Consider the following 26,430-nt stretch of genomic DNA (forward strand, 5'->3'; position numbering starts at 1 on the left):
CTCGGAAAGCGCAGGATGACGCTTCCCTAGTTGTCGAGCCGGCGAGCGTCAAGGCAGTGGCTCACGACCGGCAAGGCGGAAAGCTTTGCGGCAGGCTGGCCCATTGCCGTCGGGCGTGGGTCGCCGTTTGCTCCGTTCCACGTCAATGACAGAGGTTTCGCCATGTCCGGTCAACTTACCGTCCGCCCTGTCACAAGGCAGGATTACGAACAGTGGCTGCCGCTGTGGGACGGCTACAACGCATTTTACGGTCGCTCCGGCCCAACGGCGCTTGCCGGCGAGATCACGCAGATGACCTGGTCGCGTTTCTTCGACGCCTATGAGCCGGTGCATGCGCTGGTGGCCGAGCGCGAAGGCAGTCTGCTCGGCCTCGTCCACTATCTCTACCATCGCTCGACGACATCGATCGCGCCGAGCTGCTATTTGCAGGATCTCTTCACCACGCAGGCCGCGCGCGGCCAGGGAGTCGGCAGGGCGCTGATCGAAGGCGTCTACGAACGCGCCGGCCGAGCGGGCGCGAACCGCGTCTACTGGCTGACGCATGAGACGAACCACACGGCGATGCAGCTCTACGACAAGGTCGGCGAGAAGTCCGGGTTCGTGGTTTACAGAAAGATGTTCTAGCTCCTGGATTCAGGGATTTTAAAAGTCGCTTTGGTCGCGGGGCGAGATCTTCGCCGGTGACTTCCCTGAAATCGGCACAAAGCCGAGGATTGGCCGAAGCCGCTCGAACCTCGTCATTCCAGGGCGGAGCAGCCGCGAAAGCGGCGTCGCGGAGACCCTGGAATCCATTCCGTGACCCTGATCGAAGGGTGCAGCGGAGCAGAATTCTGCACCGCTGCAGAGTTCGAAAGTCACGGATGGATCCTCGGGTCTGCGCGCGTCGCTTCGCTCCTTGCTCCGCCCGTGGATGACGATCGCGATAGGCGTCTAGGCCAATCTCCAAAGTGGGGTCGAACCTACCCAAGCTCGGCCGAGCCGAAACGAAAAACGGGGCTCGACGAGCCCCGCATTCTTGAACGTCGACGAAAGTCGCTCAGCCCTTCGGCGCGGGCGTCGGGTCCGGCTTCACCTTCGGGGTTTCCTGCGCGGTGTTGGACTCGATCGGCGGCAGGCCCTTGAGCAGCTTCCGCTGCAAGGTGGCGAGCACATCCGGATCGGGCTTCAGGTCGCGCGCCTGGGTCCACTGATAGGTGGCCTCGAGCTTGCGGCCGACGCGCCAGTAGGCATCGCCGAGATGGTCGTTGAGGACCGGATCCTCCGGCTTCAGCGAGACGGCGCGCTCCATCTCGCGCACGGCGTCGTCGAAGCGGCCCATGCGGAAGTAAGCCCAGCCCAGCGAATCGACGATGTAGCCGTCGTTCGGCCGCAGATCCACGGCCTTCTGGATCATCGCCAGGCCTTCCTTGAGGTTCATGTTCATGTCGACCCAGGAATAGCCGAGATAGTTCATGACCTGCGGCTGGTCGGGCTGTAGCTCCAGCGCCTTGCGGAAATTGGGTTCGGCCTTCGGCCATTCCTTCAGCCGCTCATAGGCGATGCCGCGCTGGTAGAAGATGTTCCAGTTGGCTGCGGTCGGCGTCTTCAGCTGCTCGACGGCCTTGTCATAGAGATTGGCGGCCGAGCGGAAATCTTCCTTCGAGCCATAGACGCCGCCAAGCGCCAGATAGGCGCGCATGTCGGCCGGGTGCTTGTCGAGATAGGCCTTGAGGTGGGAAATCGCCTCGTCATGCTTGTCGAGATCGGCAAGGTTGAGGCCGATCTGCAGATCGGAGAGCTCTTTCAGCGGCGAGGATGCCGGAATACGGCGGTAGAGCGCGACCGCGCCCTCGCCGTCCTTCAGCTGCTCGGCAACGGCGGCAAGCTGCACCAACGCGGCGTCGCTGTCCGGCTTCAGCGCCAGCGCGTATTGCAGGTAAAGCCGCACGAAAGGCTCGCCGCCGCCGCGGTTGAGCGCGGTGGCAAGGTCGAGGAGGATTTCGGACGCGCCGTCGGCCGGGCTGGCGACCAGCGGCTCGATCTTGTCGCCCTTGGCGATGGGGTCGCGCAGCGTGGTGATTTCGAGCTTGCCCGGGGCGAAGGCTTCGGCCTGGTTCAGCACCGCCTCAGCCTTCGACTTGTCGCCCTTGCGGGCGAGGAAGGAGGCATAAGCCTGGGCATTGCGCATCCAGGTTTCGGGCGCGGAGCCGCCGGCCGCGGTGTCGGCAAGCGTGGCGGCGTAGATCGCATCGGCCTTGTCGCCGAGGCCGGCGGCATCGGCGATCAGCGCGCGGTGGAACGACTTGAACAGGCTGAACCAATCGGGGCCTTTCAGCTTGTCGATGGCATCCATGGCCTCGGACGCATTGCCGGCGCCCTGCTTGGCCCAACCGTCCATGACGCCGGAGAGCAACCGGTCGAGGTCGGATTCGAGCGACAGCTTCAGCCAGTACTGCGCCTTGGCATAGTCCTTCTTGTGGAAGGAATCGATGGCCAGCGCCAGGCGCGAGAAGCGCTCGACATCGGGCACTTCCTTCAGCTTGTCGGCATAGACCAGCGATTCCTCGAACCGGCCCTGCGAGACAAGCGCCAGCATCAGGCTCTGCTGCAGCTCCTTGTCGTCGGGGGCAAAGGCCAGCGCCTGCTTGTAATAGGCGATCGCGTCGTCGAGGTCGTTGTCGCTTTCGGCGATATGGGCCGCAAGATAGGCGCCCGAGAAAGACGTGATCTGCAGCGGTTTGGCTTCTTCCTTGGCCTGGACCGGCAGCACCCAAAGCGCCACTCCGGTCAAAAATGCCAGCCTCGTCAGCCAGCGCGCACGTCCTTGCCGCATCGTATCCCTTTCAGCCAGATGCAATCCCGCCCTTGGAGGACCGCCCCACAGACTCGAACTTTTCCGGTCAAAGCATGGCCTTTTTGCGGTCAGGCTTCAATCGGCAAGCGAATCACAATGCAATCATCCGGATTAAAAAACGATGCCGCGCCAACAAAAAGTCCCCTCGCATAGGTCCGGGACGCCGCATGTGGTACCGGGTTGCCTACAGACGCGTATCGCTGAACCCGTCGGCGGCAACGATGTCGCACAGGCCGGACCATTCGCAGCCGGAGCACGCCTGGCGCGTCAGGCCGGCGGAAAAAGCCTTCCGCATCCTTGCCAGTGCGGAGGCATCCAGCACGAACCGGTCTCCGGCCTGGATCGGCTGTCCGAGGAGAGCGCCGACATCGCGAGCCGCGACGTCATCCCGCCCGGCAGCGCTTTCGCCCAGGCAGTGCGGCTCTGACTCATTGAGCAGCGGGGCGCAGATGTCGTCCGGGCCGGAAACGATCAAAATATCCTCGCCGCCGGCCAGGCGCTTCACCACCACGTCATAATTGGCGGTGAAGGCCGGCGAGTAGCCCTTGCCGACATAGGTCAGCAGGCAGAGCAGATGATGGGCGCGCAGCCTGACGGTCATCTGGTGTCGGGTCCGGTCATCTACCTGGCGACTTACCGGGGTCGGCCGGCCGGTTGCCCGAAAACAGCTTCAGCGTCGCCGCGCCCAGCGCCGACTTGAGCAGGCCGCCGACGATGAAGGGCAGGAAGCCGAAGGTGATGGCTTTCTCGGCGCCGATCATGACGGCAAGCCAGGCTGTGCCCAGTACCAGGCAGAGCAGGTTGCCAATGAGCATGGCGGCGAAGGCAAGCATGACGCGGTTGCCGTTCCAGCCGCGCTCGGCCAGCCAGCCGACGACGGCGCCGACAACCGGGAACGAGAACAGGTAGCCGCCAGTCGGGCCGACGAAATGCTGGAGGCCGGCCGCCCCGCCAGCCAGCGCTGGAAACCCGGCCGCGCCTTCAACCAGCCAGGCGGCGATGGTGAGCGCGCCGAAGCGCCAGCCGTAAAGCGCGCCGACCAGCGTGACGGCGAAGGTCTGCATGGTCACAGGAACCGGCACCATTGGCACCTCGATATAGGAGGACAGCGCCAGGAACAGCGAGCCAAGAACGACGGCGCCGATCTGCCAGGCGAGCGAACGGCTGTGCAGCCGCAGTGGGCTGAAAGAGGGTTTTTGGGTGGAAATGGCTGCGTTGGTCACGGTGTCTTCCCTAGCTTGTGTGAAATTATAGATAATTTCTTTATTCGATCTATTATCGAATCCATATTTTCGCGACGATGGCAAGCATTGACCTGGAACGGGCCCCGCATTTCGTTATTCTAGGGCGGAGCAAGGAGCGGAGCGACGCGCGCAGACCCTAGAATCCATTCCGTTACGCGGGCCGAAGAATGCAGCGGTGCAGAAGGGACTGTCTCCGCCGGCGCACGGGTGCCATTGTCTGGATTGCCTCGAAGCTCATAGGTCACGGCATGGATTCCAGGGTCTGCGCGCGTCGCTTCGCTCCTTGCTCCGCCCTGGAATGACGACGGTGCGGAGGTCGAGCCAACATCATCCGTGGATGACGACGTTGAGAGGCCTCGGTTGATCGCCGACTGTCACCCGACGATGGCGAAGGCGTCGCGGGTCCTGCCGGAGGCGGTCTTGACCGGTTTCTGGCCGATCCATTGCACGTGGCGGCCGAGCGTCGTGGCGGCGGATTCGGTGTTGCCTTGCCTCAGCGCGCTAAGGATCGCGCGGTGGTCCTGGTCGGTGCGGGTCTCCCACTCCGAGCGCCAGGCCGCAAACAGGAAGCGGGCACTGGCCGCGTGCAGGTCGTCGATGGTGGAGAGCAGGCGCGGCATGTTGCAGGGCGCCAGGATCAGCCGGTGGAAGGTGCGGTTGGCCTCTTCCCAGGAGCGGACGTCGCGGGATTTGTCGCCGGCCTTGGTGGCCTCATCGGCCTGGTCGAGGATCGACGCGGTCAGATGCGGCGCGGCATGGCGCAGCGCCAGCACTTCGAGCGCGGCGCGCATCTCGGCCACTTCCCGGACCTCGCCGAGATCGAAGGACGCGACGCGCACGCCGCGCCTAGGCTCGCTGATCGCCAAGCCTTGAGCCTCGAGGCGGCGAAAGGCCTCGCGCACCGGGACATGGCTGGTGTTGAATTCCTCGGCGACATGGTCCTGGCGCAGCCGCGACCCGGGCTCGATCGCGCCCGAAATGATGCGGTCCGCCAGTTCCTTGCTGATGCGGACCGCGATGGTGTCTTCTGTGCTGGCCATATTTTATAGATAATTTGCCGCGCCGCCCTTTGTCGAGACGGCCGGACCGGGATTCACAGGCGCGCCGCCCGGCGGATGCCAGGCAGGCGCAGGGAAGGCTGAGCAGGCTCAGTTCACCCGGCTGATGCAGAAATCGATGACGTCGATCAGCGCCGACTTCTGCGGCGTCGCTTCCAGCGGCGCCAGGGCGTCGCGGGCGATCTCGCCGAAATGGCGGGCGCGGCCGATCGTGTCGGCGATGGCGCCGTGGCGCGCCATCAGGCCGATCGCCTTTTCCAGCCCGGCATCGTCGGTGACGTTCTCCTCGATGGCGCGCTTCCAGAAGCTGCGCTCGGCCTTGGTGCCGCGCCGGTAGGCAAGGATCACCGGCAGCGTCACCTTGCCCTCGCGGAAATCGTCGCCGACATTCTTGCCGAGATCCTTGCTGGAGCCGCCATAGTCCAGCGCATCGTCGATGAGCTGGAAGGCAAGGCCGAGATTCATGCCGTAGGAGCGCAATGCGGCGCGGTCGGTGCGCGAGGCCTGGGCGATCACCGGCCCGACTTCGGCGGCGGCCGAGAACAGCGCCGCGGTCTTGGCCTTGATGACGGCGAAATGCTCGTCCTCGGTGGTGTCGAGGTTCTTGGCGGCGGCAAGCTGCATCACCTCGCCTTCGGCGATGATGGAGGCGGCGGCCGACAAGATGTCGAGGGCTTCCAGCGAGCCGACCTCGACCATCATGCGGAAGGCCTGGCCGAGCAGGAAATCGCCGACCAGAACGCTCGCCTGGTTGCCCCAGATCATGCGCGCCGTCTTCTTGCCGCGGCGCAGCGCGCTCTCGTCGACCACGTCGTCATGCAGAAGCGTCGCCGTGTGCATGAACTCGACCGCGGTCGCGAGCTTGACATGGCCTTCGCCGGAATAGCCGAACATCTGCGCGGCGGCCAGCGTCAGCATGGGCCGCAGACGCTTGCCGCCGGAAGAGATCAGGTGGTTGGCGATCTCCGGGATCATCTCGACGTCGGAGCCGGCCTTGGACAGGATCAGCTCGTTGACGCGTCCCATGTCGGCGGCCGTCAGATCGATCAGATCCTTGATGGAAGCGGGTTCCCGCTTGCCTTCGATGTTGAGAACGACACCCACCACGACAACTCCCGTCAATTTGACGCGTACCCTTGATCCCGCGCCGACTCTAGGGCGGCACAACCGGGCACGGCAAGAGGCGAATTGGCGCGGTTTGGCCGACGCTGTGTCCACCCGCACGTTTACACGAACGCCACAACCTGCGATTTTCGTTCCATGATCGAGCTTGTCCGCACCAATGACGCCGTCGTGATCTCCTTTGTCGAATCGCTCATGCGCGACGCCGGCATCGCCTGTTTCGTCGCCGACCAGAATATGAGCGTGCTCGAAGGGTCGATCGGCCTTTTGCAGAAGCGCGTCATGGTCGACGCCGACAAGGCCGATGTGGCGCGCCGCATCCTCAAGGATGCCGGCATCGAGAACGAGATCCGCCAGAAATAATGGCTGCGACGATCGCCCCAGATACACCGGCGCACACGGTCGATGCCTTCCATCGCGGCCGCTTCTGGCTGGTGCAGCCGAGCCGCGGCGGCCATCGCGCCGGCATGGACGCCATGATGTTGGCGGCCGCGGTGCCGTCCGGCTTTTCCGGCCGGCTCGCCGATTTCGGCGCCGGCGCCGGCGCCGCTGCCCTTGCCGTGCTGTCGCGGTGTCAGTCGGCGCGGGCCGTGCTCGTCGAGCGCTCGGCCGAAATGGCGGGATTCGCCGCCGCCACGCTGTCGCATCCCGGCAATGCGCATCTCGGCGACCGCGCCTCGGTGCTGACGGCCGACGTGACGCTGACCGGCCGGGCGCGCACTGAGGCCGGGCTTGCCGACAATTCCTTCGACTTCGTCATCATGAACCCGCCTTTCAACGCGGCGCAGGACCGCTCGACGCCGGATGCGCTGCGCCGTCAGGCGCATGTGACGGAGGACGGGCTGTTCGAGCGCTGGATCAGGAGCGCTGCCGCCATCGTCAGGCCGCGTGGCGGGCTGGCCATCATCGCCAGGCCCGAGCAGCTAGTGGCCATTCTCGATGCGATCGAGGGGCGCTTCGGCGATGCCGAGATGCTGTGCGTGCATCCGCATCCGGAGGCGGCGGCGATCCGCATCGTCGTCAGGGCGGTGCTCGGCGGGCGCGGGAAACTGTCGATCCGCCCGCCGCTCGCCTTGCACGGGCCATCCGGAAACGCGCCGAGCGAGCGGACGGAAATGATCAACAACGGCCTGGCATCGCTGTTCGGCGATTGATCCGGGGCTGGCGATGCGGCATTGCCGTTGGCCGGCAAATGCCTACATGGCAGGCAAGGTGACATCGCGCCCGAAAGACATTACCGACGTGCCTGATCCTATCCTGCTCCTTTGCATCTTGTCCGGAGACACCCGTTCGTGAAACGCCTTTTCAACCGCCTGCTGCCGAAATCCTGGCGCTCGACAGTCGTCACCATTCCGGTCATCCGGCTGCAAGGCGCCATCATGGCCGGCGGCGGCCAGTTCCGGCCGAGCCTGTCGCTCGCCTCGACGGCCGGCCTCATCGAAAAGGCATTCGGCTTCGACGCGCCGGCGGTCGCCATCTCGATCAATTCGCCGGGCGGCTCGCCGGTGCAGTCGCGGCTGATCTTCAAGCGCATCCGCGACCTGGCGGCGGAAAAGAACAAGAAGGTGCTGGTCTTCGTCGAGGATGTGGCGGCTTCCGGCGGCTACATGATCGCGGTCGCCGGCGACGAGATCTTCGCCGACCCGTCGTCGATCGTCGGCTCGATCGGCGTGGTCTCCGCCTCGTTCGGTTTCCCCGAGCTTATGAAGAAGATCGGCGTCGAGCGGCGCGTCCACACCGCCGGGCAGAACAAGGCCGTGCTCGATCCGTTCAAGCCCGAGAAGAAGGAGGACGTCGAGCGGCTGAAGGCGCTGCAGCTTGAAGTGCACGAGACCTTCATCGACCTCGTCAAGGAGCGGCGCGGCAGCAAGCTGAAGGACGATCCGGACCTGTTCACCGGCCTGTTCTGGACTGCCAAGAAAGGCCTCGAGCTCGGCCTTGTCGATGCTCTGGGCGATATGCGCAGCGTGCTCAAGACCCGTTTCGGCGACAAGACGCAGCTCAAGCTGATCACGGCGCCGCGCGGGCTGTTTGGACGTTTCGGCTTGTTCGGCTCGCGCTTTGCAGCGCCCGATATCGCCGCGGCAGCCGCAAACGGCATCCTCGATGCGGCGGAAGAGCGCGCGCTGTGGGCGCGCTTCGGGCTTTGAAAAAGCCATGATTGCGGATAGCATGATCGCTTGACCGAGCCATTCGGCCGGCCTTGCCGCGAGAAGCGCGGGAGGAGTTTTAGAGATGCCGCAGATCGTTTTCTTCGCTGTTGTCGGCGCCGCCGCCTACTTTGGCTACCGCGCTTTCGTGCGCGAGGCCGAGCGCGTGACGGCCAAGATCCGGCGCACCGAGAAACAGGCGGCGAACGGCACGATGGGCACGCTGGTCAAGGATCCCAAGACCGGCGAATATCGTCTCGCCAAGGACTGAAGCCATCTCGCCAGCAGCCGACATCCTGGAGCCCGGCACAGAGGTCCGGACATGGCTTGCGCCGGCCAAGATCAACCTGGCGCTGCATGTCACCGGACGGCGCGCCGACGGCTATCATCTCATCGACAGCCTTGCCGTGTTCACCCGCTTCGGCGACCGTCTCGAAATCGAGCCGGCGGAGCATGACGAGTTCTCCCTATCCGGCCGCTATGCGGCCGGCCTGCCGCTCGACGACGGCAATCTGGTGGTGAAGGCGCGCGATGCCTTGCGCCGGGAAGCCGGCGCGCAGCGCACGCCGCCCGTCGCCATCAGACTGGAAAAGAACCTGCCGATCGCGTCCGGCGTCGGCGGCGGCTCCAGCGACGCCGCGGCCGCGCTCAACGCGCTCGCGCGGCTCTGGAAGCTCGATACCGACGACAATTCGCTGGCCCGGATCGGGCTTTCGCTCGGCGCTGACCTGCCGATGTGCCTCAAGGGCAAGCCGCTTGTGGCGAGCGGCATCGGCGACGAGGTTTCGCCGCTCTCCACGTTTCCGGCGCTTGGCCTCGTCCTGGTCAATCCGGGCATCGCCGTCTCGACGCCGGACGTGTTCAAGGCGCTCTCCCGTCGCGACAATGACGCGCTGCCGCCGCTGCCGAAGCGCCTCGACTTCCACGCCATCCGCAACTGGCTGGAAACGACCCGCAACGATCTCGAGCCCCCTGCCCGATCGATCCAACCCGCGATCGGCGACGCGCTGAAGGCGCTCAAGCGCGCCGACGCTGCGTTTGCGCGCATGTCCGGCTCCGGCGCCACATGCTTCGGCCTGTTCGAGACCGGCAATGTCGCCAAGCGCGCGGCGATCGAGATCCGTGCGCGTCATCCCGACTGGTTCGTGGCCGCCACGCGCAGCATGGAGGTGAGCGATGGCGAAGCTTGACGAAAGCCGGCCCTTCATTCCGGTGCGCATCGCGGTGCTGACGGTATCCGACACGCGCAGCCTTGCCGACGACAAGTCCGGCCAGACGCTGGCCGACCGCATCGCGGAAGCCGGCCATGTGCTTGCCGCGCGCGATATCGTGACCGACGACCGCGAAAAGATCCGCGACAAGGTTCTCAGCTGGTCGAAGGACGACAATATCGATGTCGTCATCACCACCGGCGGTACCGGCTTCACCGGCCGCGACGTGACACCGGAGGCGCTGGAGCCGATCTTCGAAAAGCGCATGGACGGCTTTTCGGAAGTCTTCCACCGCATCTCCTACGACAAGATCGGCACCTCGACGATCCAGAGCCGGGCGACAGGCGGCGTCGTCAATGCCACTTTCGTCTTCGTGCTGCCGGGCTCGCCCGGCGCCTGCAAGGACGCTTGGGACGGCATTATCAAGGCGCAGCTCGACTACCGGCACATGCCCTGCAACTTCGTCGAAATCATGCCGCGGCTGGACGAGCATTTGAGGCGCGGCGGCAAGCCCACTTCGTAAGGGCGCAGGCGTCACTTCGGCGGCGCGACCCAGATTTCGGCGTTCAACCGCTTGGTCGCGAGACCCCGAGCCAGGGCTTCCGCGCTGCGCGCGCTCTTTGCCAGAGCCGAGGCCTGGCGCTTGCTGACGACGAGACCCTCGGCGAGCGCACGATTGCCCGAAAAGACGCGGGCCAGGAAAGGCGCGCGATCGGCCCGGGCGCGTGAAAAGCGCGCCGGCATGGTCTGCTTTGCCGTATGCGCGACAACCTCGTCGATCCAGCCTTCGGCCAGCCGGGCGCCGGGTTCCAGAAGCAGCAGCCAATCGCCCTTGGCCTGACCGATACCCACGCTGATGCCGCTGGTCACATAGTGGCAGCCGGCATGTTCGGCCACGCGATGCGTCTGGTCGGTCGAGCCTTGATCGCAGACGATGACGTCGCGCACGACGCCCTCTACCGCGCCGCCGACCAGAGAGGCTAGCGTGCGGGCAAGGCCTTCTTCGTCGTTGCGGGTCTCGATGAGAACGCTAAGCATTCTTAGCCGAATAGCGGAAAGCCTCGGCTTGCGCCAGTTACGCTTTTCAGTCGAAAAAGTTCTTGATTTGTTCTCATCGGCAAAATAGGAATAGTTTCATGAACAGAGCGATTCGACAGCCCGCCGACAGTCCCTGGGAAAGGGCGAAAATGGAACAGATCGTACGCGCCGACATTGCCGCTTTCGGAGCAGGCAGAGCCGAGATGGCAAATGCGATGATCGAGCAGAGCGGCATGCGCGTGCGGCCCGACCGCAATCGCGGCCGCTCGGCCGGGATCAACCCGTCCGGCCGGTTCGAGCCGGTCAGCCGGCATGTCTTCGACGACGGCTGGAACTCGCTTGAGGAACTGCCGCCCTTCAAGACCGAGGTGCAGGTCGAGAAGCCGCGCACCATCATCACCCGCAACGAGTCGCCCGACATTTCCTTCGACCGTTCGATCAATCCCTATCGCGGCTGCGAGCACGGCTGCGTCTACTGCTTCGCCCGGCCAACGCATGCCTTCATGGGTCTGTCGCCGGGGCTGGATTTCGAATCGAAGCTGTTCGCCAAGCCGGATGCGGCGCGCATGCTGGACCGGGAGCTGTCGAAACCCGGCTACCAGCCGCGCACCATCGCCATCGGCACCAACACCGATCCCTACCAGCCGATCGAGAAGCAGTACCGGATCATGCGCGAGATCCTCGAGGTGCTGGAGGCGCGCGGACACCCGGTCGGCATCGTGACGAAGTCGGCGTTGGTGACGCGCGACATCGATATCCTGTCGCGCATGGCAGAACGCAGCCTTGCCAAGGTGGCGCTGTCGGTGACGACGATGGACCGGATGCTGGCCCGCACCATGGAGCCGCGTGCGTCGACGCCGACGAAACGGCTCGAGGCAATCAGGCAGTTGTCGGATGCCGGCATCCCGGCCTCCGTGATGGTGGCGCCGATCATCCCGGGTCTGACCGATCCGGAGATGGAGCGCATCCTCGATTCGGCCAGAGCTGCCGGCGCCAGGGAGGCCGGCTACGTCATCCTGCGCCTGCCGCTCGAAGTGGCGCCGATCTTCAAGGACTGGCTGCTGCGGCATTATCCGGACCGCTACCGGCATGTGATGTCGCTGATCCGTTCGATGCGCGACGGCAAGGACTACGATTCCGAGTGGGGCAAGCGCATGAAGGGCGCCGGTCCCTATGCCTGGCAGATCGGCCGGCGCTTCGAGATCGCGGCCAAGCGCCTCGGCCTCAATGTCGAGCGACGGCAGCTTCGCGTCGACCAATTCGTCGCAGGGTCAGGCGCCGGCGAGCAGTTGATGCTGCTTTGACGCCAGCACCGGCCATGACAGCCGGCGTTAAGCAGTCCCAGGCAAACCGATTTTCCGCCTGGAATTGCAGTCCCTTTGAAGAATCCCGTCCGGCCGCTGTCCCCCGGCCGTGAGACGGTGCCTTCCCGGTCCGGCGCCCCACCCGACCCGGAGGGACTTGCGGAGAATCGGAGCCGATGCGAACCTCGCCGCACCATGGCTCGCGCGCGTTCCGATTCTCCGCTTCTCTTTGAAATGGTCGAGAAGCCCGACTTCTCGATCGAGACGAAGGCGATGGCCGACGGGCTGTGGCCGGTCGCCGGCATGGATGAGGCTGGCCGCGGTCCGCTCGCCGGACCGGTGGTCGCCGCCGCGGTGGTGCTCAACCCTGCCAATATTCCGGAAGGCCTCCACGATTCCAAGCGCCTCACCCATTTGCAGCGCGAGGCGCTGTTCCTCAAGATTCTCGGCTCGGCGCTCAGCGTATCGATGGCCTCGATCAGCGCCGAGGGCATCGACAATAGCAACATCCTGAAAGCCAGCCTCGAAGCGATGCGCCGCGCCGCCGCGGGCCTCTCGTTGCAGCCGAAACTCGCCTTGGCCGACGGTCGCGACATTCCGCCCGGCCTCGCCTGCGAAGGCCGGGCGCTGATCAAGGGCGACCAGCGCTCGCAGTCGATCGCCGCCGCCTCCATCGTCGCCAAAGTGATGCGTGACCGCATGATGTGCGGCTGCGGCGGGCATCACGAACACTACGGCTTCGAGGTGCATATGGGCTATGCGACGGTGCGGCACCGGACCGCCATCGAGGCGCATGGCCCAGTGGCAAGGCTGCATCGGACCTCATTCGCGCCGTTCAGGTTGGGCGGGGCCGAGGTGGTTGAGGAAGAAACTCTCCTCGGATTTGAGTAAGGCGCCTGCGCCGGTGACGGCCGATCTCCCCCCTTGTGGGGGAGATGTCCGGCAGGACAGAGGGGGGCGCTGTCCCGCCGACGTAATAATGCTTGGGTTCCTCGCCTCTCCAAAGGCGGGGAGAGGTGGCCGCGAAGCGGACGGAGAGGGGCCTTCTTTTCTTAGGGGCGCTCCCCTCTCCGTCTCGGCTTCGCCGAGCCACCTCTCCCCACATTCGTGGGGCGAGGAACCTTGATTCTGAGGCGCCTCGATCCTTCGCGCCCCCCTCTGTCCTGCCGGACATCTCCCCCACAAGGGGGGAGATTGGCAGCGTCGGCGCCGCGCTCCCTTTTCAAACAACAAAAAAAGCCGCCGGGTTGCCCAGGCGGCTTTTGATTCAGAAGCTTCGAAGTCAGCTCAGTTCAGCTTGGCCTTAACGTCATCGAGCGCCGACTTGAACAAATCCGCACCGGCCTTGGCGTCAACCTTGGCCGCAAGCAGCGCGCGGGCGGCCTCGATGGCGATGTCGACGGCCGAGGCGCGCACTTCGCTGACGGCCTCGCGCTCGGCCTGGCTGATCTTCTGCTCGGCAAGCGCGGTGCGTCGGGCGACGTAGTCCTCGGTCTTCTTGTGCGCCTCGGAAGCAAGCAGTTCAGCCTCGCGCTTGGCCGCGGCGACGATGTCGGCAGCCTCCTTCTCGGCTTCCTTGCGCTTCTGCTGATACTGGCCGAGCAACTGCTGGGCCTCTTCGCGAAGCTTGCGCGCTTCCTCGAGCTCGCCGCTGATCTTGGCCGCGCGAGCGTCGAGCGACTTGGTCAGCATGCCCGGCACCTTCAGATAGATGACGGCGCCGAGGAAGATGAATAGGGCGATAGCGGCCCAGAGCGTGGCGAGTGATGTGGCGTCCATGATCCCGCTCCTCACCGGCTCGCGGATTTGACCGCGGCCGCAATCTCGGACTTGTTGGCCTTGCCGCCGACAAGCGCCTCGACGATGGCCGACGTGGTGTCCTCGGCGATCGTGCCGACTTCCTTCATCGCCTTGGCCTTGATCGAGGCGATGCTCGCCTCGGCCTCGCCAAGCTTCTTCTCGAGCTCGGCCTCGAGCTTCTTGCGCGTGCCCTCGGCGTCCGCCTTGGCGGCGTCGCTTGCCTGCTGGCCGATCTTGTTGGCGTTGGCCTTGGCCTCCGCCAGTTCCTGCTCATAGGCGGCAACGGCGGCATCCGCCTCGCCCTTCAGCCTTGCGGCATGGTCGAGGTCCTGGGTGATGCGATCGTTGCGGACATCGATGATGCCGCCAAGACGCGGCATCACAACGCGCTTCAGGAACAGGTAGAAGAGCCCGAAGGTGATAACCAGCCACAGGATCTGCGACGGGAAGGTCTTGGCATCGAACGGCGGGAACGCTTCATGCTCCGCGGCAGGCACCGCGGTGCCCGCATGCGTGTCGCCTTCGGCCGCGGCCGGCGCGGTTTCTTGCGCAAAGGCAGATGTCACGAACATCTCATTCCCCTGTCCATACGGGGCCGCACCATGCGGCCCCTTTTGTCAGCGCGCTTCTTACTTGGTGAACACCAGCAGCAGCGCGATGAGGAGCGAGAAGATGCCCAGAGCCTCGGTCACGGCAAAGCCGAAGATCAAGCGGCCGAACTGGCCGTCAGCAGCCGACGGGTTGCGGAGCGCGCCCGAGAGGTAGCTGCCGAAGATGTTGCCGAGGCCGATGCCCGCGCCGCCCATGCCGATGCAGGCGATACCAGCGCCGATAGCAGCTGCTGCAGTTGCGTCCATTTCAAAACTCCTGTGGTTTGCTTGTTCGTTGCAGTTGGTACGTTAGGAATGCTGGCGCCGGGGCGCCGGTGAAATCGATCAGTGGCTCGGGTGCAGCGCGTCGTTCAGATACATGCAGGTCAGCACCGCGAAGACGTAGGCCTGCAGGAAGGCGACCAGCAGCTCCAGGGCAGTCAGCGCGACGGCCATGGCTAAAGGCAGAATCGAACCGGCGATGCCGACGGCGCCCAGCGCGCTGAGGCTGACAACGAAGCCAGAAAACACCTTCAACGTGATGTGCCCGGCCAGCATGTTGGCGAAAAGACGAACCGAGAGGCTGACAGGACGCGAGACGAAGGAAATGACTTCGATCGCTACCACCAGCGGCAGCAGATAGCCCGGCACGCCATGCGGCACAAACAGCTTGAGGAAGCCGAAGCCGTGCTTGGCGAAGCCGTAGACGATGACGGTGCCGATGACCAGGATCGCCAGCGTGAAGGTGACGATGAGGTGGCTGGTGACGGTAAAGAAATAGGGGAACAGGCCGATCAGATTGGCGGCCAGCACGAACATGAACAGCGAGAACACCAGCGGGAAGAACTGCATGCCCTGCTTGCCGGCGGCGTCGCGCAGCATGTTGCCGACGAACTCGTAGGCCATTTCAGAGACAGACTGCAGGCGGCCCGGGATCAGGGCGCGACTGGCGGTGCTCATATAGAGGAAAGCGGAAGCGACGAGAACCGTCACGACCATGAACAGAGCGGAATTGGTGAACGAGACGTCGTAGCCGCCGATATGCAGCGGGATGATCGGATGGATCTGGAACTGGTGGATCGGATCGACCTTGTCAGCAGCAGCCACTTTAAATCCCCGTCAAAGCCACAATCGGCTTCTTAAGTTCACTTCAGCGCCCAGGGCGCCCACTTTATTCTTTCGGTTCGCGCGGCTTGCCGCTCTGGCCGAATTCCGATGTCAGTCCCGCCGAACGCAGGACATTGAGTATACCGGCACCAAAGCCAAGCAACAGGCCCACGATCAGACCCCAAGGCGTCGTTCCCGCCAGGCGGTCGATAATCCAGCCCAAGCCGACACCAACCACCACTCCGGCGATGAACTCGCTGGACAGTTTCAGCGCCTGACCGTAACCGGTCGCAGCTTTCGCTTCGTCTTTCCCCTCGAGCCGGTCCGTGCGTCTCGTCGCGAGCGATGCTTCGAGATCGCGCCGGCGGCGCTCAAGTTCGTCGTCGCGGATGGTGGCTTCTGGCTGCCTGCCGCGGCCGGTTTCTCCGGTTCCGTCTGGCCCGGTTTTGTTGGCCATCGCAACCCCCCTGCCCGGGCAGACGATTGCCGTCCGTCCGCTTCTAAAGTCGCCGGCAACATAGTTAGAGGGTCCGCGCCCGTCAAGCCACGGGCCGAACTTCCAAGCGATGTATTTTTCTCTGTTAAAACAATGAGTTATCGAGGTGCGACATCGTGCCCTTCACGGCCGCGTGAGGTGACGGCGCGAATCCTGGCGACAAGCCGCACCGATCGGCACGGGTGCCGGGCCGCCGGGAGCATTGCCGGAGGCGGCGTTCAGGCGGGTCCAGTTCAAGCCGCGCGACGGCTCAGCTCCAGCCGCCGCCATAGGTGCGGTAGAAGATGTGCAGGCCGATCCGGGTCATGCGCTGCATGGCGCGGGCCCAGCCGGGATGGACGTAGTTGGCGTAGTAATGCGTCGACGAGCCGACCTCGGGAATGAAAATCTTGCCGGCGGTCACCGCCATGGCGACCTCCTGAGCGGTCTTATAGGAAGCCTGGTCGGTGATTGTCTTCTTCCTGCCGTCGCAGGCGAAGGAGAACTGGCAGCGATTGAACCAGTCGTCGTTCTGGTAGACGACGCCGCAGATGGTCTTCGGATAGGCCGGATTGCGGACGCGGTTCAGGATCACCTGGGCAACCGCTGCCTGGCCGCGAACGGGCTCGCTGCGCGCCTCGAAATAGATGCCCTTGGCAAGGCAGGCCTGCTCGGGCTTGGAAAAGACGCTGGCCGGCAGCGGGTTCTGCAGCCAGGCATGGTCGCCCTTGCCCATCGGTGGGATGAAGCGGCCGTCGTTCGGATCGTCCTGCAGCAGCGCCTCGAAGGGCGAGGCCTTGGCATAGTCGGGCGCCGACTGGGCATAGGCGGTCGCGAGGACATCCGGCTTGTCGTTGTTGACGAGGGCGACAAGCGCCGCCGGCAGGACCTCGTCAGGCCTCTTCTCCTCGCGCAGATGGAAGGCTTGGGCGATCTGAACTTCCTTGCCCTTGATGCCCGGCTTGGCGAAGGTGAGCTTCAGGCCGCTGTCCATCGAGGGACGCAGCAGCGAAGAGGTGCGCTCGAAGATCGAGCCGGCGCTGAAATTCTTGGGCGGCGCGACGGGCGAGACCTGAACGAGGCGGCCCTTCTTGTCGGCGCGCACGACACGATCCTCATCGGGCGTGGCGCCCGCGGCGTTGCCCTTGCCGCGGAAGGCGACGATGCCCAAGCCCGGCAGATTGACGCCGGAGCCGGAGATCGAGCCGGTGGCGGTGGAATCGATGAACGGCATTTCGGCGGCATGCACCGAGCCGGCGGCGGATTTCTCGATATAGGCGTTCCAGCGGGCGTTGGGCGTTTCCAGGCCGGTGATCAGGCTGGTGATATCCTGATAGGCGACTACCGACGGAAAGCCGATCCACATGCCGAGCCCGAGCACCAAAGGAGGAAGGAAGGAACGTTTTTTCGCAACGGCGGCGGCGGCAAGCCGCAATGAAACGCGTCGATGCACGGAACTCTCCAGAACGCTACTGACCCCGGAGAGCCAAAATGATGCATTAACCTTGATGCGGGGTTAACGACATCGATCGTGTTCTTTTCATGTTTGAGGAGAGCCGGCCCGCAGTTTCCACAGCGGGTCGATGAAGAATCGGACCTGATGGGTGTGCACGAGGCTTGGGTGAATCAGGCTTGGCGCAGGAAGATCGGCCAGGCGAGCGCCGCGCAGATCGCGGCCGCCAGCCATACGCCCGGCCAGGCAAATGCCACCAGCAGCCACGGAATGGCGATCGGCACTAGGCAGAAGCCGATGAAGACGAAGCTGTTGGCAAGGCTGAGCGCGGTGCCGACATGAGCGGCGCCGGCAAGCGTGGCAAGCTCGGTATAGGCGACGCCGTGCCAGGCGGAGACGAATATGCCGGCGATGACGACCGCCAATGGAAGCAGCGGCAGCAGCGCGGGGATTGCGGCGGCGCCCGTCACCAGCAGCCACAGCACCAGGAAGGCCAACGCGCTCAACGCGCTGCAGACTTTCAGGAACGGACGGCGGTTGCCGTGGCGGTCGGTGAAGCGGCCGCTCCAGACGCGCAACACCATGGCGCCGGTCTGCACGGCAGCAAGGGTTGCGCTGGTCACGATGGTGCCCATGCCGGCGAAGTCGTGCAGGAAGACCGAGGCGAAGGTCAGCATCGCGACCTGCGGGAAGCAGAGCAGGCCGATGGCGGTCGAGATACGCCAGACCTCGATGTTGCGCAACGGCGCCGGCCCGCTCGCCGCCGCCGCGGCGTGAGCGCCGCTTTCCACCGGCGGCTCGTGCAGCCAGCGCCAGGCAAAATAGGCCGAAACGGCGGAGACGGCCGCAAGCAGGCCGAATACCGCCGTGAAGCCCAAAGCCAGCGCCAACGAAGGCAGCACGAGCGCGCCCAGCCCGCCGCCGAGCGGCACCGCCGTCTGCCTGATGCTCATGGCGAAGCCGCGCTCGCCCTCGCCGAACCAGCCCATGATGGCGCGGCCGCTGGAGCCGTTGACGCTGCCGCCGAGCAGGCCGGCGACTAGCAGGCTTGCCGAGAGCAGCGTGACACCGGGAATGGTTGTTCTCGTCGGTACGACGAGCAGCGCCATGATGAGAAGCCATGCCGCCGTCGCGCCGAGCCCGGTCAAGAGCACGCGGCGGTCGCCCCACCGGTCGGTGAGCACGCCCCAGGGCAGTTCGCTCAGCGCCACGCCGAGGCCGAGCAGCCCGAGCGCGAGGCCGAGCGAGGCATTGTCGAGATGGTAGCCCTGGCGCATCACCACAGCGGTCGCCGGAACGCCGGAGAAGGTGGCGGAGAAGCCGGCATTGGCGGCAACGCCGATGCCCAGCACCTTCCAGCGATGATTGGGGCCGAAGGCGCGGCGAGCAGGTTTGCCGGCAACGTCTCCCACTGGCGGCCGGCAGTCGTTGCGTGTGACGATGGCTGACATGAGCTCATTCCCGTTGCGGCCGGTTGTCCGGCTTGACGGATGGGATGTAGCGCCATAGCTTCATCCATAAAATCAGGAAGTTTTTGATCAATACTCCTGAAAATTGGGACAATCTAATGCGCCGCGTCACATTCGACCTCGATGTCCTCAGAACATTCGTCACCGGCATGGAGCTGGGCAGCTTCGCCAAGGCGGCCGAACGGCTGGGACGCTCGACGTCCGCAGTCAGCGCGCAATTGAAGAAGCTGGAAGAGCAGGCGGATACGCCGATCTTCCGCAAGGCGGGACGCGGCTTGGCATTGACCGAAGCCGGCGAAACCATGCTTGGCTATGCACGCCGGCTGGTCGAGCTCAACGACGAAGCGGCTTCCGCCATCCGCGGCGTCGAGCTGGAAGGCTGGGTGCGGCTTGGTCTGCAGGAGGATTTCGGCGAGGCGGTGCTGCCCGAGGTGCTCGGCCGCTTCGCCCGTGCGCATCCCAAGGTCCGCATCGAGGCGCGGATCGGACGCAGCCACGACCTGGCTGAGCGCGTCCTGTCAGGCAATCTCGACATCGCGCTCGCCTGGCATGACGGCACCACCCTGCCCTACAGCCGGCATGTCGCCGATGTGCAGGCGCGCTGGATCGGTCCGGCCAAGCCGATCGAGGCCGGTCCGCGCAATGGCGAGCCGCTGCCGCTGGTGGTGTTCGAGGCGCCTTGCCTCTTGCGCACGGTCGCGACCGAAACGCTCGACCGCGCCGGCAAGCCCTGGCGCATGGCTTTCTCCAGCCCCAGCCTCGGCGGCATCTGGGCGGCGGTGGCGGCTGGCCTTGGCCTGACGATTCGCACCGATATCGGCCTGCCCGCCAATGTCAGGGCGATCGCGCCGGGCGTGCTCGGGCTCCCCGCCCTGCCGATGATGGCGCTGCATCTGCACCAGAAGGACGCCGAGCTCGACCCGGTGGCGGCGCGGCTGGCGGAGATTCTTCTGCAGGCGGCGCTGGAGACGCTGCCGGAGGGGGCACAGGCCAAGGAGAGCTTGCCAAAGGTCGCCTAGCTTTTCGAACAAGAAGCGCTGCAGATCGAAGTACCCGGCGTCGCGTTCCGTCACACCCCCCTCTGTCCTGCCGGACATCTCCCCCGCAAGGGGGGAGACTAGATGTCGCGCAGGCTTTCGCTAATCGCCGACGTTGCAGGACGAGCGCCGTCAGCGGAGCTGCTGATCTCCCCCCTTGCGGGGGAGATGCCCGGCAGGGCAGAGGGGGGTGCTGTCCCGCCAGCGTTGCGAGGATTCTAACCCGCGACCGAGATAAACCTCACCGCTTCTTCGCCCGACCAGCAAACGGATTGTCCGAGGTGCGCAGCGCCATGCGGATCGGCACGCCGGGCATGTCGAAGGCCTCGCGCAGGCTGTTGGTCAGGTAGCGGACATAGGATTGCGGCATCGCGTCCGGCCGCGAGCAGGAGACGACAAAGCCCGGCGGGCGCGTCTTGGCCTGGGTGACATATTTAATCTTCAGCCGGCGGCCGGCGACGGCGGGCGGCGGGTGATGTGCCAGGATGCCTTCCAGCCAGCGGTTGAGCTTGCCGGTCGAGACGCGGCTGTTCCACACCTTGTGCGTCTTGATGATGCTTTCCATCAGCTTGTCTAGGCCGCGCCCGGTCTCGGCCGAGACCGTCACCGCCTGGATGCCGCGCACCTGCGGCAAGAGCCGCTCGGTCTTCTCGCGCAGCTCGGACAAGAGCTCCTGCGGATTGTCGATCAGGTCCCATTTGTTGAAGGCGATCACCGGCGCCCTGCCCTCGCGGATGATCAGGTCGGCGATCTGCAGGTCCTGCTTCTCGAAGGGGATGGTAGCGTCGAGCACGATGATGACGATCTCGGCGAAGCGGATGGCGCGCAGGCCGTCCTGCACCGAAAGCTTTTCCAGCTTCTCCTGCACCTTCGACTTGCGCCGCATGCCGGCGGTGTCGAACAGCTTGATGCGGCGGCTGCGCCAGTCCCAGTCGACCGAGATCGAATCGCGGGTGATGCCGGCTTCCGGACCGGTGAGCAGCCGCTCCTCGCCGATCAGCGCGTTGATCAGCGTCGACTTGCCGGCATTCGGACGGCCGACCACGGCGATGCGCAGCGGCTTGGTGTCGTCATAGGGTGCTTCAGCGTCCGGGTCGGCGATGTCCTCGCCGATCAGCGCCTCGCTGGCGGCGATCTCGCCGCTGTCTTCCTCGTCGTCCTCGCCGAAGACACGCTCCTCGCCAAGCGCTTCGATCACCGCGTCGCGCAGGTCGGGCATGCCCTGGCCGTGCTCGGCCGAAACCGGAATCGGTTCGCCGAGGCCAAGCTCCCAGGCCTCAAGCATCCCCCCTTGAGCGCCCCGCGCCTCGGCCTTGTTGGCGACAAGAACCACCGGCTTGCCGGATTTGCGCACGACGTCGGCGAAGGTGCGGTCGTCCGGCATCAGGCCGGATTTGGCATCGACGGTGAAGAAGATGAGGTCGGCCTCGCGGATGGCGATCTCGGTCTGCTGGCGCATGCGGCCGGGCAGCGTCGAGGCAGCCGCGTCCTCGAAACCGGCGGTGTCGATAACGTCGAAATGCAGGTCGTAAAGCTTGGCGGCATGGACGCGGCGGTCGCGCGTGACGCCCGGCGTGTCGTCGACAAGCGCCAGCTTCTTTCCGACCAGCCGATTGAAAAGAGTCGATTTGCCGACGTTAGGCCGACCGATGATGGCGACTTTGAAGCCCATCCAATCTACCGTTTATTTTGCATGTCGTTTGTCCCAAAACCGCTGCGCACTTTTGGGCGACATGCAATCACGACGCGTTGCCCGACCCGCGGATCAGCTCGGACATCAGCTGCGCCCGCTGGCGCACATTGCGCGGGGCACCGTCATCCGAAGAGATCTGGTCGAACAGTTTGAGCGCGTCGGCCGACTTGCCGTCCTTCCAGGCGGCAAGGCCAAGCGCCTCGCGCGCCGAATGGCGCAGCGGATTGGTATCGGCGGTGAGTGCCTCGACCCGGCTGGAGACATCGGCGTAAGAGCCATGGTCGACGAGCAGCAGGGCTGCCCTCAGCCTCGCCATGTCGCGAATGCCGGCGGGAATGGCGCTGTCGGCCGCGACGTCGTCGAAATCCTTGACCGCGCCGTCGACATCGCCCTTGTCGGCCTTGACGGTCGCGGCGCGCATGCGAGCGAGCAGCGGATAGGCGCCGTAGCCGTCCTTCTCCAGCTGGTCGAGCGCGGCGATCGCCTCGTCGTTCTTGCCGTCATTGGCGAGCTTGAGGGCCGCCGAGAAAGCATCACCTGAACGATTGGCGCGGGTCTCGTCCCAATAGCGGTAGCCGACGACGGCGGCGGTGCCGAGCACGATCAGGATGGCGATGCCCAGAATGGCCGGACCAAAACGATCCCATAGCTTCTGCGCCTGCTCGCGACGAATCTCTTCGTTCACTTCGCGGATAAAACTGTCGTCCGACATCAATCACTAACCATTGCGGCCACAAACCATCGCGGCGCTTCTTGAGCCCGCGTTTTAGCGAAATTTTGTCGGCATGGAAGGGGGCGGGCCGGAAAATCGGCTGGGAATGCCCGGCACCCACAGGACTTGCCCGAACGCATCCGCGCCACATTTGCGCGATAGCCAGCTTCCGAACAGCCGGAGGGGGGTCCCGCCAGAAAGTTGCCAATGCTGCGTTCGTACCGCGTCCTTGCATATAGTCTTGCTTCGCTGGCCTCGGCCAATGCGGCCTTCGCCGATCCGCCGAAGCCGCCAGCCGTTTCGCCGGCCAGGCCCAACCAGGTCGTGCTGATCTCGTTCGATGCCGCCCGCGAAATCTCGCATTGGCAGCGAAGCCGGGCGCTGGCAAAGCGCACAGGCGCGCATTTCACTTATTTCCTGTCCTGCGTCTTCCTGCTCTCGCCGGAAACGCGGCAGGACTATGCCGGCCCCGGCAAAGCCGCCGGCAAATCCAATGTCGGCTTCGGCGCCTCGAAACAGGACGTCGCGGACCGGCTCGAGCAGGTCCGGCTGGCCGCGGTCGAGGGCCACGACATCGGCAGCCATGCCTGCGGCCATTTCGACGGTAAGGCATGGAGCAAGGCGGACTGGCTGGCCGAATTCGCCTCCGCGCGGCGCATTTTCGAAAATGCCTACGCCATCAACGGCATCTCGCCCGAGCCGCCTGGCTGGCGCGATTTCGCCCGTCATGCCGTGACGGGTTTCCGCGCGCCGTATCTGTCGACCGACAAGGCGCTTTACGAAGCGCTGCCCGAGGCCGGCTTCCAGTACGACGCGAGCGGTGTCTCGAACGGTGCCGAACTGCCGCCGACCAGGAACGGCATAACCCGCTTTGCCCTGCCCCTCATCCCGGAGGGGCCGAAGGCGAAGCCGGTGGTCGCCATGGACTACAATCTCTATGTCCGCCATTCAGACGGCGCCGAGAAACCGGCGATGGCGGGCGAATTCACCGAGCGCGCCTATCAGGCATTCCGCGCCGCCTTCGATGCTCAGTACGACGGCCAGCGCGTGCCGCTGGAACTCGGCTTCCACTTCACGCTGATGAACGGCGGCGCCTATTGGGACGCGCTGGAGCGGTTCGCCGGCGAGGTCTGCGGGAAAGCCGATGTCGAGTGCATCAGTTTTCGCGATTATGTCGCACGCCAGCGCACCGGCCAGGCGCAGGCGAGCGTGGGCGGCTGAGCCGCCCTTGTTCCATTGTGCCGTGACCCGCCTTCAGGCTGGATCGGGTTCAGTTTCCCTGCGCTCGACATAACGCTGGTCGATTTCCGGAAGTGGCTCGCCCTTGATTGTCGCTTCGAAAGCGCGAAGGCGCTTGTGAACCGACAGGAGCTCGACGATCGTCGACCACGAATTGACCAGATACTGAAATGAGTTGGTCACTTGGCTAAAAGCCGAATTCACCTGATTGATCAGCCCAAGCGTCAGGGCTCCAGCGACCATCGACGGCGCCATCAGGAAAAGAGCGAATATGTTGTTCAATTGTAAATACAAATAGCGAACCACGTTGAAATATACGTAGTGAAAATAGAGTCGGAAGTAGTTGTGCCGAACATGCCCGAACAATTCGGCAACAGTCGGTGGTTGCGCACGCGTGGGATCGTCCTCACCGTAAACGAGCTCCTTACGATAGGCGGCTTCGACACGCTGATTTCGGAACTGCAGGCCAGGCAACTTAATGCCCGCGACGGCAATGCATACTGTTCCAAATACCGCCCAAAATATCGCAGCCAAAACAAGAGGTTGCGGAACCTGACCTACGAATGGCAACACAGTGATGTGCTTCGAGTAAGCTAGCAAGATCGGCATGAAGGCAATCAACGTCATGATGGAGTCGATAAAGCTTGTCCCAAGATCCTCCATGATGCGCGAAAAGCGCATCGTGTCTTCCTGGACACGCTGGGACGCCCCCTCGATTTCGCGCAACCTAGGCCAATAAGACATGTAGTAGTCGTTCATTGCCGTGCGCCAGCGGAACACCCAGTGACTGACAAAGAAGTTCGTCAGAACATAGACGGTGACAGCTACAAGCGCGATACCCAGAAACGTTATTATCTGCGCATAGACATCGCCTTCGGTAGCTTTCACGCTTTTGCTGACAATGCCCTGAATGAGATCCCAAAAGGGACCGTACCAAGCGTTGATCGCCACGCTCACCTGAACCTGGAAATAGGTCGTGAATAATATCAATGAACTTCCAAGGATCGACCAGCGGTCCCACGGATGCGGAGAATACCAGTGCCAGAAGGAGTGAAAGAGCAGCACGCCCAGTGTGAAATAGACATAGAACCAAAGAAATGGAGGCGACCAGAACACCGAGACTCCGATGATCGGTGGCGCGTCCGCTGCGGCAGGAGGCAGTCCGATGAGAGCGCCAATCTGCTCGCCGCCCAGAAACCAAACGGCGACCATGACCGCGCTCCAGAGGGCGGCCGAGGTGAAGAAAAGCTTCGGCTGCGGGAAGAAAGATACGAACACTGTGGCGGGTTTCCTCGGTCTGACCGCAAATCAGCGGCGTTGCTGTTCGGCGGGCATAAGGTCACACATCAGCGGGAAAGAAAATGCCCTGCCCCATGCCCGGCATCGAACAAGGCCGCAAATCATGGCGATTTTGGCGCGGCCGACCAGGCAATGACGCCGGAGGCGAGCAGCGCCGCCGCCGCCATGATCGATGCAAGGGTATAATTGCCCGATGCCTGAGCGAGCAGGCCGGCGGCGATCGGGCCGACGATCTGGCCGAGGCCAAAGGCCGCCGTCATCACCGCGAAGACGCGGCGCGGCGATTGCGGCGCGAGCTGCCTCGCAACCTGCAGGCCGAGCGCGGTGATGGCGATGAAGGTGCCGCCAAGCAGGACGCCGGCAATCAGCGGTCCGGTGGAGCCGTTGACGGCGACGCTGGCGGTGACGCCGACCACCTCGATCAGGCAGGTGACCGCATAGGCGGCGTAGAGGCCGATCCGCACGGCCAGCTTCTGCCAGAACCATGTCGAAGGAAAGCCGGCGAGGCCGGCGACCATCCAGACGCTTGCCTCGAAGACGCGGCTGCCGCCGCCCTGGCGGACAATGGCGATCAGAAACGTCGCGGTCACCACATAGCCGAAGCCGAACAGCCCGTAGGCGACGATCATTTTGGTCAGCGACCTGTCTCTGGGCAGCGCCGGCTCGCGGCCGGCAACGCCATTGGCTGGCCTGGCGGCGCCGGCAAGCAGCGCGACCAGAAGCAGGCCGGCCAGCGAGATCGCTCCCGACCAGAGCCAGCCCGCCGTCCAATCGGCATGCTCGGTGACCAGGACGGCCAGCAGCGCCGAGGATGCCGCGATGCCCAGGCCGACGCCGCCGAAATGCAGCGCCTGCAGATTGCCGCGGCCGGCTTCGGCGAGATGGCTGAAGACGATCGAGGACATGAACACCATGACGAAAGCGCTGGCGAGGCCGGCGAGGAAACGGATGACGAGAAAGGCGGCCATCGTCTCGTTCAGGCCCATCAGGCCGGCAAGCAAGGCGCTGGCGGCGAGGCTGGCGAACATCAGCATGCGCTCACGGCCATGCGCCCAGCCGCCCGCGGCAGCCAGCGCGCCGACGAGATAGCCGAGGTAATTGGCGGAGGCGATCCAGCCGGCATCGGCCGGCGTCAAATGCAACGCCTCCATCATGCCGGGCAGGATCGGCGTGTAGACGAAGCGGCCGATGCCCATGGCGACGGCAAGCGCTGTCATGCCGGCGAGAGCAAGACGCAAGGGGGATGGCGAGGCGTTCATCGCGGCGCACAATAAGAATGCGCGTCCGCGAAACAATGCGTTTGCGTTGGGCCAGCGGTGCGCCCCAGGAGTAGACGTCCCCTCACCCAGCCTCCGCTTCGCTCGGCTGACCTCTCCCCGGTGGAGGGCTTTGCACAGAATCGGATCGGTGATTCCATGCGGATATCCGGCAAGGAGGATTCGCGATGGTGGATCGGGTGCTTGGTCAGCTGAGCCTGGCGGACGGTTTTGCGGCGTCGGATGAGACGATCTTCGACCTAATAGCGAAGGAACTGGACTGGGCGCCGATCCGAACCTTGCTTGGTCAGCGCAGCGGTCCTGGCTCTGGCAACACCAG

The 26,430-nt window shown here is 64.6% G+C and carries 28 protein-coding genes; 11 read left to right on the forward strand and 17 right to left on the reverse strand.

Going from position 1 to position 26,430, the window contains the following annotated elements; all coding sequences use genetic code 11:
- Positions 1-162: 162 nt before the first annotated feature.
- Positions 163-624 carry a GNAT family N-acetyltransferase gene (locus tag CK230_RS06735; RefSeq protein WP_095816366.1) on the forward strand — a complete coding sequence of 154 codons (462 nt, stop codon included), beginning with the start codon at positions 163-165 and terminating at the stop codon, positions 622-624.
- 412 nt (positions 625-1,036) lie between these two features.
- Here CK230_RS06735 and CK230_RS06740 read toward each other — a convergent pair whose 3' ends face one another.
- The 5 genes from CK230_RS06740 to CK230_RS06760 all read right to left on the reverse strand — a co-directional run bounded on the left by CK230_RS06740 (position 1,037) and on the right by CK230_RS06760 (position 6,239).
- A complete protein-coding gene (locus CK230_RS06740) occupies positions 1,037-2,812 on the reverse strand; it encodes a tetratricopeptide repeat protein (RefSeq protein ID WP_095816367.1) in 1,776 nt (591 codons plus the stop codon).
- 205 nt (positions 2,813-3,017) lie between these two features.
- Positions 3,018-3,434, reverse strand: coding sequence for a DUF1284 domain-containing protein (locus CK230_RS06745; protein ID WP_095816368.1), 417 nt, complete (start codon positions 3,432-3,434; stop codon positions 3,018-3,020).
- A gap of 16 nt (positions 3,435-3,450) precedes the next feature.
- Complete coding sequence (locus CK230_RS06750) at positions 3,451-4,056, reverse strand: biotin transporter BioY (RefSeq protein WP_095816369.1); 606 nt, start codon at positions 4,054-4,056, stop codon at positions 3,451-3,453.
- 395 nt (positions 4,057-4,451) lie between these two features.
- Positions 4,452-5,117, reverse strand: coding sequence for a GntR family transcriptional regulator (locus CK230_RS06755; RefSeq protein WP_095816370.1), 666 nt, complete (start codon positions 5,115-5,117; stop codon positions 4,452-4,454).
- Positions 5,118-5,225: 108 nt separating this feature from the next.
- On the reverse strand, positions 5,226-6,239 hold the full coding sequence (locus CK230_RS06760; RefSeq protein WP_095816371.1) for a polyprenyl synthetase family protein: 1,014 nt from the start codon (positions 6,237-6,239) through the stop codon (positions 5,226-5,228).
- Positions 6,240-6,395: 156 nt separating this feature from the next.
- Here CK230_RS06760 and CK230_RS06765 point away from each other — a divergent pair, with 156 nt between their 5' ends.
- The 6 genes from CK230_RS06765 to moaB all read left to right on the forward strand — a co-directional run bounded on the left by CK230_RS06765 (position 6,396) and on the right by moaB (position 10,141).
- Positions 6,396-6,620, forward strand: a complete 225-nt coding sequence (locus tag CK230_RS06765) for a DUF2007 domain-containing protein (RefSeq protein ID WP_040991013.1) — start codon at positions 6,396-6,398, stop codon at positions 6,618-6,620.
- Positions 6,620-7,411, forward strand: a complete 792-nt coding sequence (locus tag CK230_RS06770) for a methyltransferase (RefSeq protein WP_095816372.1) — start codon at positions 6,620-6,622, stop codon at positions 7,409-7,411. The genes CK230_RS06765 and CK230_RS06770 overlap by 1 nt, the downstream gene beginning before the upstream one ends.
- 138 nt (positions 7,412-7,549) lie before the next feature.
- Entirely contained in the window at positions 7,550-8,407 is an 858-nt protein-coding gene (locus tag CK230_RS06775; RefSeq protein ID WP_095816373.1) for a S49 family peptidase, read from the forward strand.
- Between the two features lie 85 nt (positions 8,408-8,492).
- Positions 8,493-8,678 carry a hypothetical protein gene (locus CK230_RS06780; protein ID WP_095816374.1) on the forward strand — a complete coding sequence of 62 codons (186 nt, stop codon included), beginning with the start codon at positions 8,493-8,495 and terminating at the stop codon, positions 8,676-8,678.
- 25 nt (positions 8,679-8,703) lie between these two features.
- Complete coding sequence (locus CK230_RS06785; protein WP_095816375.1) at positions 8,704-9,597, forward strand: 4-(cytidine 5'-diphospho)-2-C-methyl-D-erythritol kinase; 894 nt, start codon at positions 8,704-8,706, stop codon at positions 9,595-9,597.
- Entirely contained in the window at positions 9,584-10,141 is a 558-nt protein-coding gene (moaB, locus tag CK230_RS06790; RefSeq protein ID WP_095816376.1) for a molybdenum cofactor biosynthesis protein B, read from the forward strand. The genes CK230_RS06785 and moaB overlap by 14 nt, the downstream gene beginning before the upstream one ends.
- Before the next feature lie 11 nt (positions 10,142-10,152).
- On the opposite strand, the gene CK230_RS06795 is transcribed toward moaB, so the two are convergent.
- A complete protein-coding gene (locus CK230_RS06795; RefSeq protein ID WP_095816377.1) occupies positions 10,153-10,656 on the reverse strand; it encodes a glycosyltransferase in 504 nt (167 codons plus the stop codon).
- Between the two features lie 149 nt (positions 10,657-10,805).
- Between CK230_RS06795 and CK230_RS06800 the strand changes: the two genes are divergently transcribed.
- Positions 10,806-11,960: a PA0069 family radical SAM protein gene (locus CK230_RS06800; RefSeq protein ID WP_141246000.1), complete on the forward strand. Its 1,155-nt coding sequence runs from the start codon at positions 10,806-10,808 to the stop codon at positions 11,958-11,960.
- A gap of 195 nt (positions 11,961-12,155) precedes the next feature.
- Positions 12,156-12,851, forward strand: coding sequence for a ribonuclease HII (locus CK230_RS06805; RefSeq protein WP_095816379.1), 696 nt, complete (start codon positions 12,156-12,158; stop codon positions 12,849-12,851).
- A gap of 396 nt (positions 12,852-13,247) precedes the next feature.
- On the opposite strand, the gene CK230_RS06810 is transcribed toward CK230_RS06805, so the two are convergent.
- The 7 genes from CK230_RS06810 to CK230_RS06840 all read right to left on the reverse strand — a co-directional run bounded on the left by CK230_RS06810 (position 13,248) and on the right by CK230_RS06840 (position 18,836).
- Positions 13,248-13,739 carry a F0F1 ATP synthase subunit B gene (locus tag CK230_RS06810; RefSeq protein WP_095816380.1) on the reverse strand — a complete coding sequence of 164 codons (492 nt, stop codon included), beginning with the start codon at positions 13,737-13,739 and terminating at the stop codon, positions 13,248-13,250.
- 11 nt (positions 13,740-13,750) lie between these two features.
- Positions 13,751-14,332 (reverse strand): F0F1 ATP synthase subunit B, encoded by a 582-nt coding sequence (locus CK230_RS06815; RefSeq protein WP_095816381.1) that lies wholly within the window; start codon positions 14,330-14,332, stop codon positions 13,751-13,753.
- Between the two features lie 57 nt (positions 14,333-14,389).
- Positions 14,390-14,617: a F0F1 ATP synthase subunit C gene (locus tag CK230_RS06820; RefSeq protein WP_095816382.1), complete on the reverse strand. Its 228-nt coding sequence runs from the start codon at positions 14,615-14,617 to the stop codon at positions 14,390-14,392.
- 78 nt (positions 14,618-14,695) lie between these two features.
- Complete coding sequence (locus CK230_RS06825) at positions 14,696-15,457, reverse strand: F0F1 ATP synthase subunit A (RefSeq protein WP_095816383.1); 762 nt, start codon at positions 15,455-15,457, stop codon at positions 14,696-14,698.
- Between the two features lie 64 nt (positions 15,458-15,521).
- Positions 15,522-15,914: an AtpZ/AtpI family protein gene (locus tag CK230_RS06830; RefSeq protein ID WP_095816384.1), complete on the reverse strand. Its 393-nt coding sequence runs from the start codon at positions 15,912-15,914 to the stop codon at positions 15,522-15,524.
- A gap of 289 nt (positions 15,915-16,203) precedes the next feature.
- Entirely contained in the window at positions 16,204-17,385 is a 1,182-nt protein-coding gene (locus CK230_RS06835; protein WP_095816385.1) for a cell wall hydrolase, read from the reverse strand.
- 173 nt (positions 17,386-17,558) lie between these two features.
- Positions 17,559-18,836: an MFS transporter gene (locus CK230_RS06840; protein ID WP_095816386.1), complete on the reverse strand. Its 1,278-nt coding sequence runs from the start codon at positions 18,834-18,836 to the stop codon at positions 17,559-17,561.
- Between the two features lie 116 nt (positions 18,837-18,952).
- Between CK230_RS06840 and CK230_RS06845 the strand changes: the two genes are divergently transcribed.
- Positions 18,953-19,873, forward strand: coding sequence for a LysR substrate-binding domain-containing protein (locus CK230_RS06845; RefSeq protein ID WP_095816387.1), 921 nt, complete (start codon positions 18,953-18,955; stop codon positions 19,871-19,873).
- Between the two features lie 259 nt (positions 19,874-20,132).
- Here the strand turns inward: CK230_RS06845 and der are convergent, their stop codons facing one another.
- Both der and CK230_RS06855 read right to left on the reverse strand, forming a co-directional pair.
- Entirely contained in the window at positions 20,133-21,563 is a 1,431-nt protein-coding gene (gene der, locus CK230_RS06850; RefSeq protein WP_095816388.1) for a ribosome biogenesis GTPase Der, read from the reverse strand.
- A gap of 67 nt (positions 21,564-21,630) precedes the next feature.
- Complete coding sequence (locus CK230_RS06855) at positions 21,631-22,296, reverse strand: tetratricopeptide repeat protein (protein ID WP_095816389.1); 666 nt, start codon at positions 22,294-22,296, stop codon at positions 21,631-21,633.
- A gap of 207 nt (positions 22,297-22,503) precedes the next feature.
- On the opposite strand from CK230_RS06855, the gene CK230_RS06860 reads away from it, so the two are divergent.
- On the forward strand, positions 22,504-23,517 hold the full coding sequence (locus CK230_RS06860) for a polysaccharide deacetylase family protein (protein ID WP_095816390.1): 1,014 nt from the start codon (positions 22,504-22,506) through the stop codon (positions 23,515-23,517).
- Between the two features lie 33 nt (positions 23,518-23,550).
- Here the strand turns inward: CK230_RS06860 and sbmA are convergent, their stop codons facing one another.
- Together sbmA and CK230_RS06870 are read right to left on the reverse strand one after the other, a co-directional pair.
- The gene (gene sbmA, locus CK230_RS06865) at positions 23,551-24,813 is read right to left on the reverse strand and encodes a peptide antibiotic transporter SbmA (protein WP_095816391.1); all 1,263 of its coding nucleotides are present in this window, start codon (positions 24,811-24,813) and stop codon (positions 23,551-23,553) included.
- Positions 24,814-24,935: 122 nt separating this feature from the next.
- Positions 24,936-26,093, reverse strand: a complete 1,158-nt coding sequence (locus CK230_RS06870) for a YbfB/YjiJ family MFS transporter (RefSeq protein WP_245429839.1) — start codon at positions 26,091-26,093, stop codon at positions 24,936-24,938.
- Positions 26,094-26,430: the final 337 nt, after the last annotated feature.

The sequence above is a fragment of the Mesorhizobium sp. WSM3859 genome (assembly GCF_002295065.1).
In the GTDB taxonomy this organism is placed as follows: domain Bacteria; phylum Pseudomonadota; class Alphaproteobacteria; order Rhizobiales; family Rhizobiaceae; genus Mesorhizobium.

Bases quoted from the DNA above. Each gene is read 5' to 3' on its own strand.
- CK230_RS06810 (WP_095816380.1), bottom strand. From the start codon at position 13,739: ATGGACGCCACATCACTCGCCACGCTCTGGGCCGCTATCGCCCTATTC.
- CK230_RS06830 (WP_095816384.1), bottom strand. From the start codon at position 15,914: ATGGCCAACAAAACCGGGCCAGACGGAACCGGAGAAACCGGCCGCGGC.
- CK230_RS06745 (WP_095816368.1), bottom strand. From the start codon at position 3,434: ATGACCGTCAGGCTGCGCGCCCATCATCTGCTCTGCCTGCTGACCTAT.
- CK230_RS06800 (WP_141246000.1), top strand. From the start codon at position 10,806: ATGGAACAGATCGTACGCGCCGACATTGCCGCTTTCGGAGCAGGCAGA.
- CK230_RS06770 (WP_095816372.1), top strand. From the start codon at position 6,620: ATGGCTGCGACGATCGCCCCAGATACACCGGCGCACACGGTCGATGCC.
- der (WP_095816388.1), bottom strand. From the start codon at position 21,563: ATGGGCTTCAAAGTCGCCATCATCGGTCGGCCTAACGTCGGCAAATCG.
- CK230_RS06845 (WP_095816387.1), top strand. From the start codon at position 18,953: ATGCGCCGCGTCACATTCGACCTCGATGTCCTCAGAACATTCGTCACC.
- CK230_RS06755 (WP_095816370.1), bottom strand. From the start codon at position 5,117: ATGGCCAGCACAGAAGACACCATCGCGGTCCGCATCAGCAAGGAACTG.
- CK230_RS06805 (WP_095816379.1), top strand. From the start codon at position 12,156: ATGGCTCGCGCGCGTTCCGATTCTCCGCTTCTCTTTGAAATGGTCGAG.
- CK230_RS06740 (WP_095816367.1), bottom strand. From the start codon at position 2,812: ATGCGGCAAGGACGTGCGCGCTGGCTGACGAGGCTGGCATTTTTGACC.
- CK230_RS06765 (WP_040991013.1), top strand. From the start codon at position 6,396: ATGATCGAGCTTGTCCGCACCAATGACGCCGTCGTGATCTCCTTTGTC.
- CK230_RS06860 (WP_095816390.1), top strand. From the start codon at position 22,504: ATGCTGCGTTCGTACCGCGTCCTTGCATATAGTCTTGCTTCGCTGGCC.
- CK230_RS06815 (WP_095816381.1), bottom strand. From the start codon at position 14,332: ATGTTCGTGACATCTGCCTTTGCGCAAGAAACCGCGCCGGCCGCGGCC.
- CK230_RS06820 (WP_095816382.1), bottom strand. From the start codon at position 14,617: ATGGACGCAACTGCAGCAGCTGCTATCGGCGCTGGTATCGCCTGCATC.
- CK230_RS06840 (WP_095816386.1), bottom strand. From the start codon at position 18,836: ATGTCAGCCATCGTCACACGCAACGACTGCCGGCCGCCAGTGGGAGAC.
- CK230_RS06855 (WP_095816389.1), bottom strand. From the start codon at position 22,296: ATGTCGGACGACAGTTTTATCCGCGAAGTGAACGAAGAGATTCGTCGC.
- CK230_RS06780 (WP_095816374.1), top strand. From the start codon at position 8,493: ATGCCGCAGATCGTTTTCTTCGCTGTTGTCGGCGCCGCCGCCTACTTT.
- CK230_RS06795 (WP_095816377.1), bottom strand. From the start codon at position 10,656: ATGCTTAGCGTTCTCATCGAGACCCGCAACGACGAAGAAGGCCTTGCC.
- moaB (WP_095816376.1), top strand. From the start codon at position 9,584: ATGGCGAAGCTTGACGAAAGCCGGCCCTTCATTCCGGTGCGCATCGCG.
- CK230_RS06735 (WP_095816366.1), top strand. From the start codon at position 163: ATGTCCGGTCAACTTACCGTCCGCCCTGTCACAAGGCAGGATTACGAA.
- CK230_RS06870 (WP_245429839.1), bottom strand. From the start codon at position 26,093: ATGAACGCCTCGCCATCCCCCTTGCGTCTTGCTCTCGCCGGCATGACA.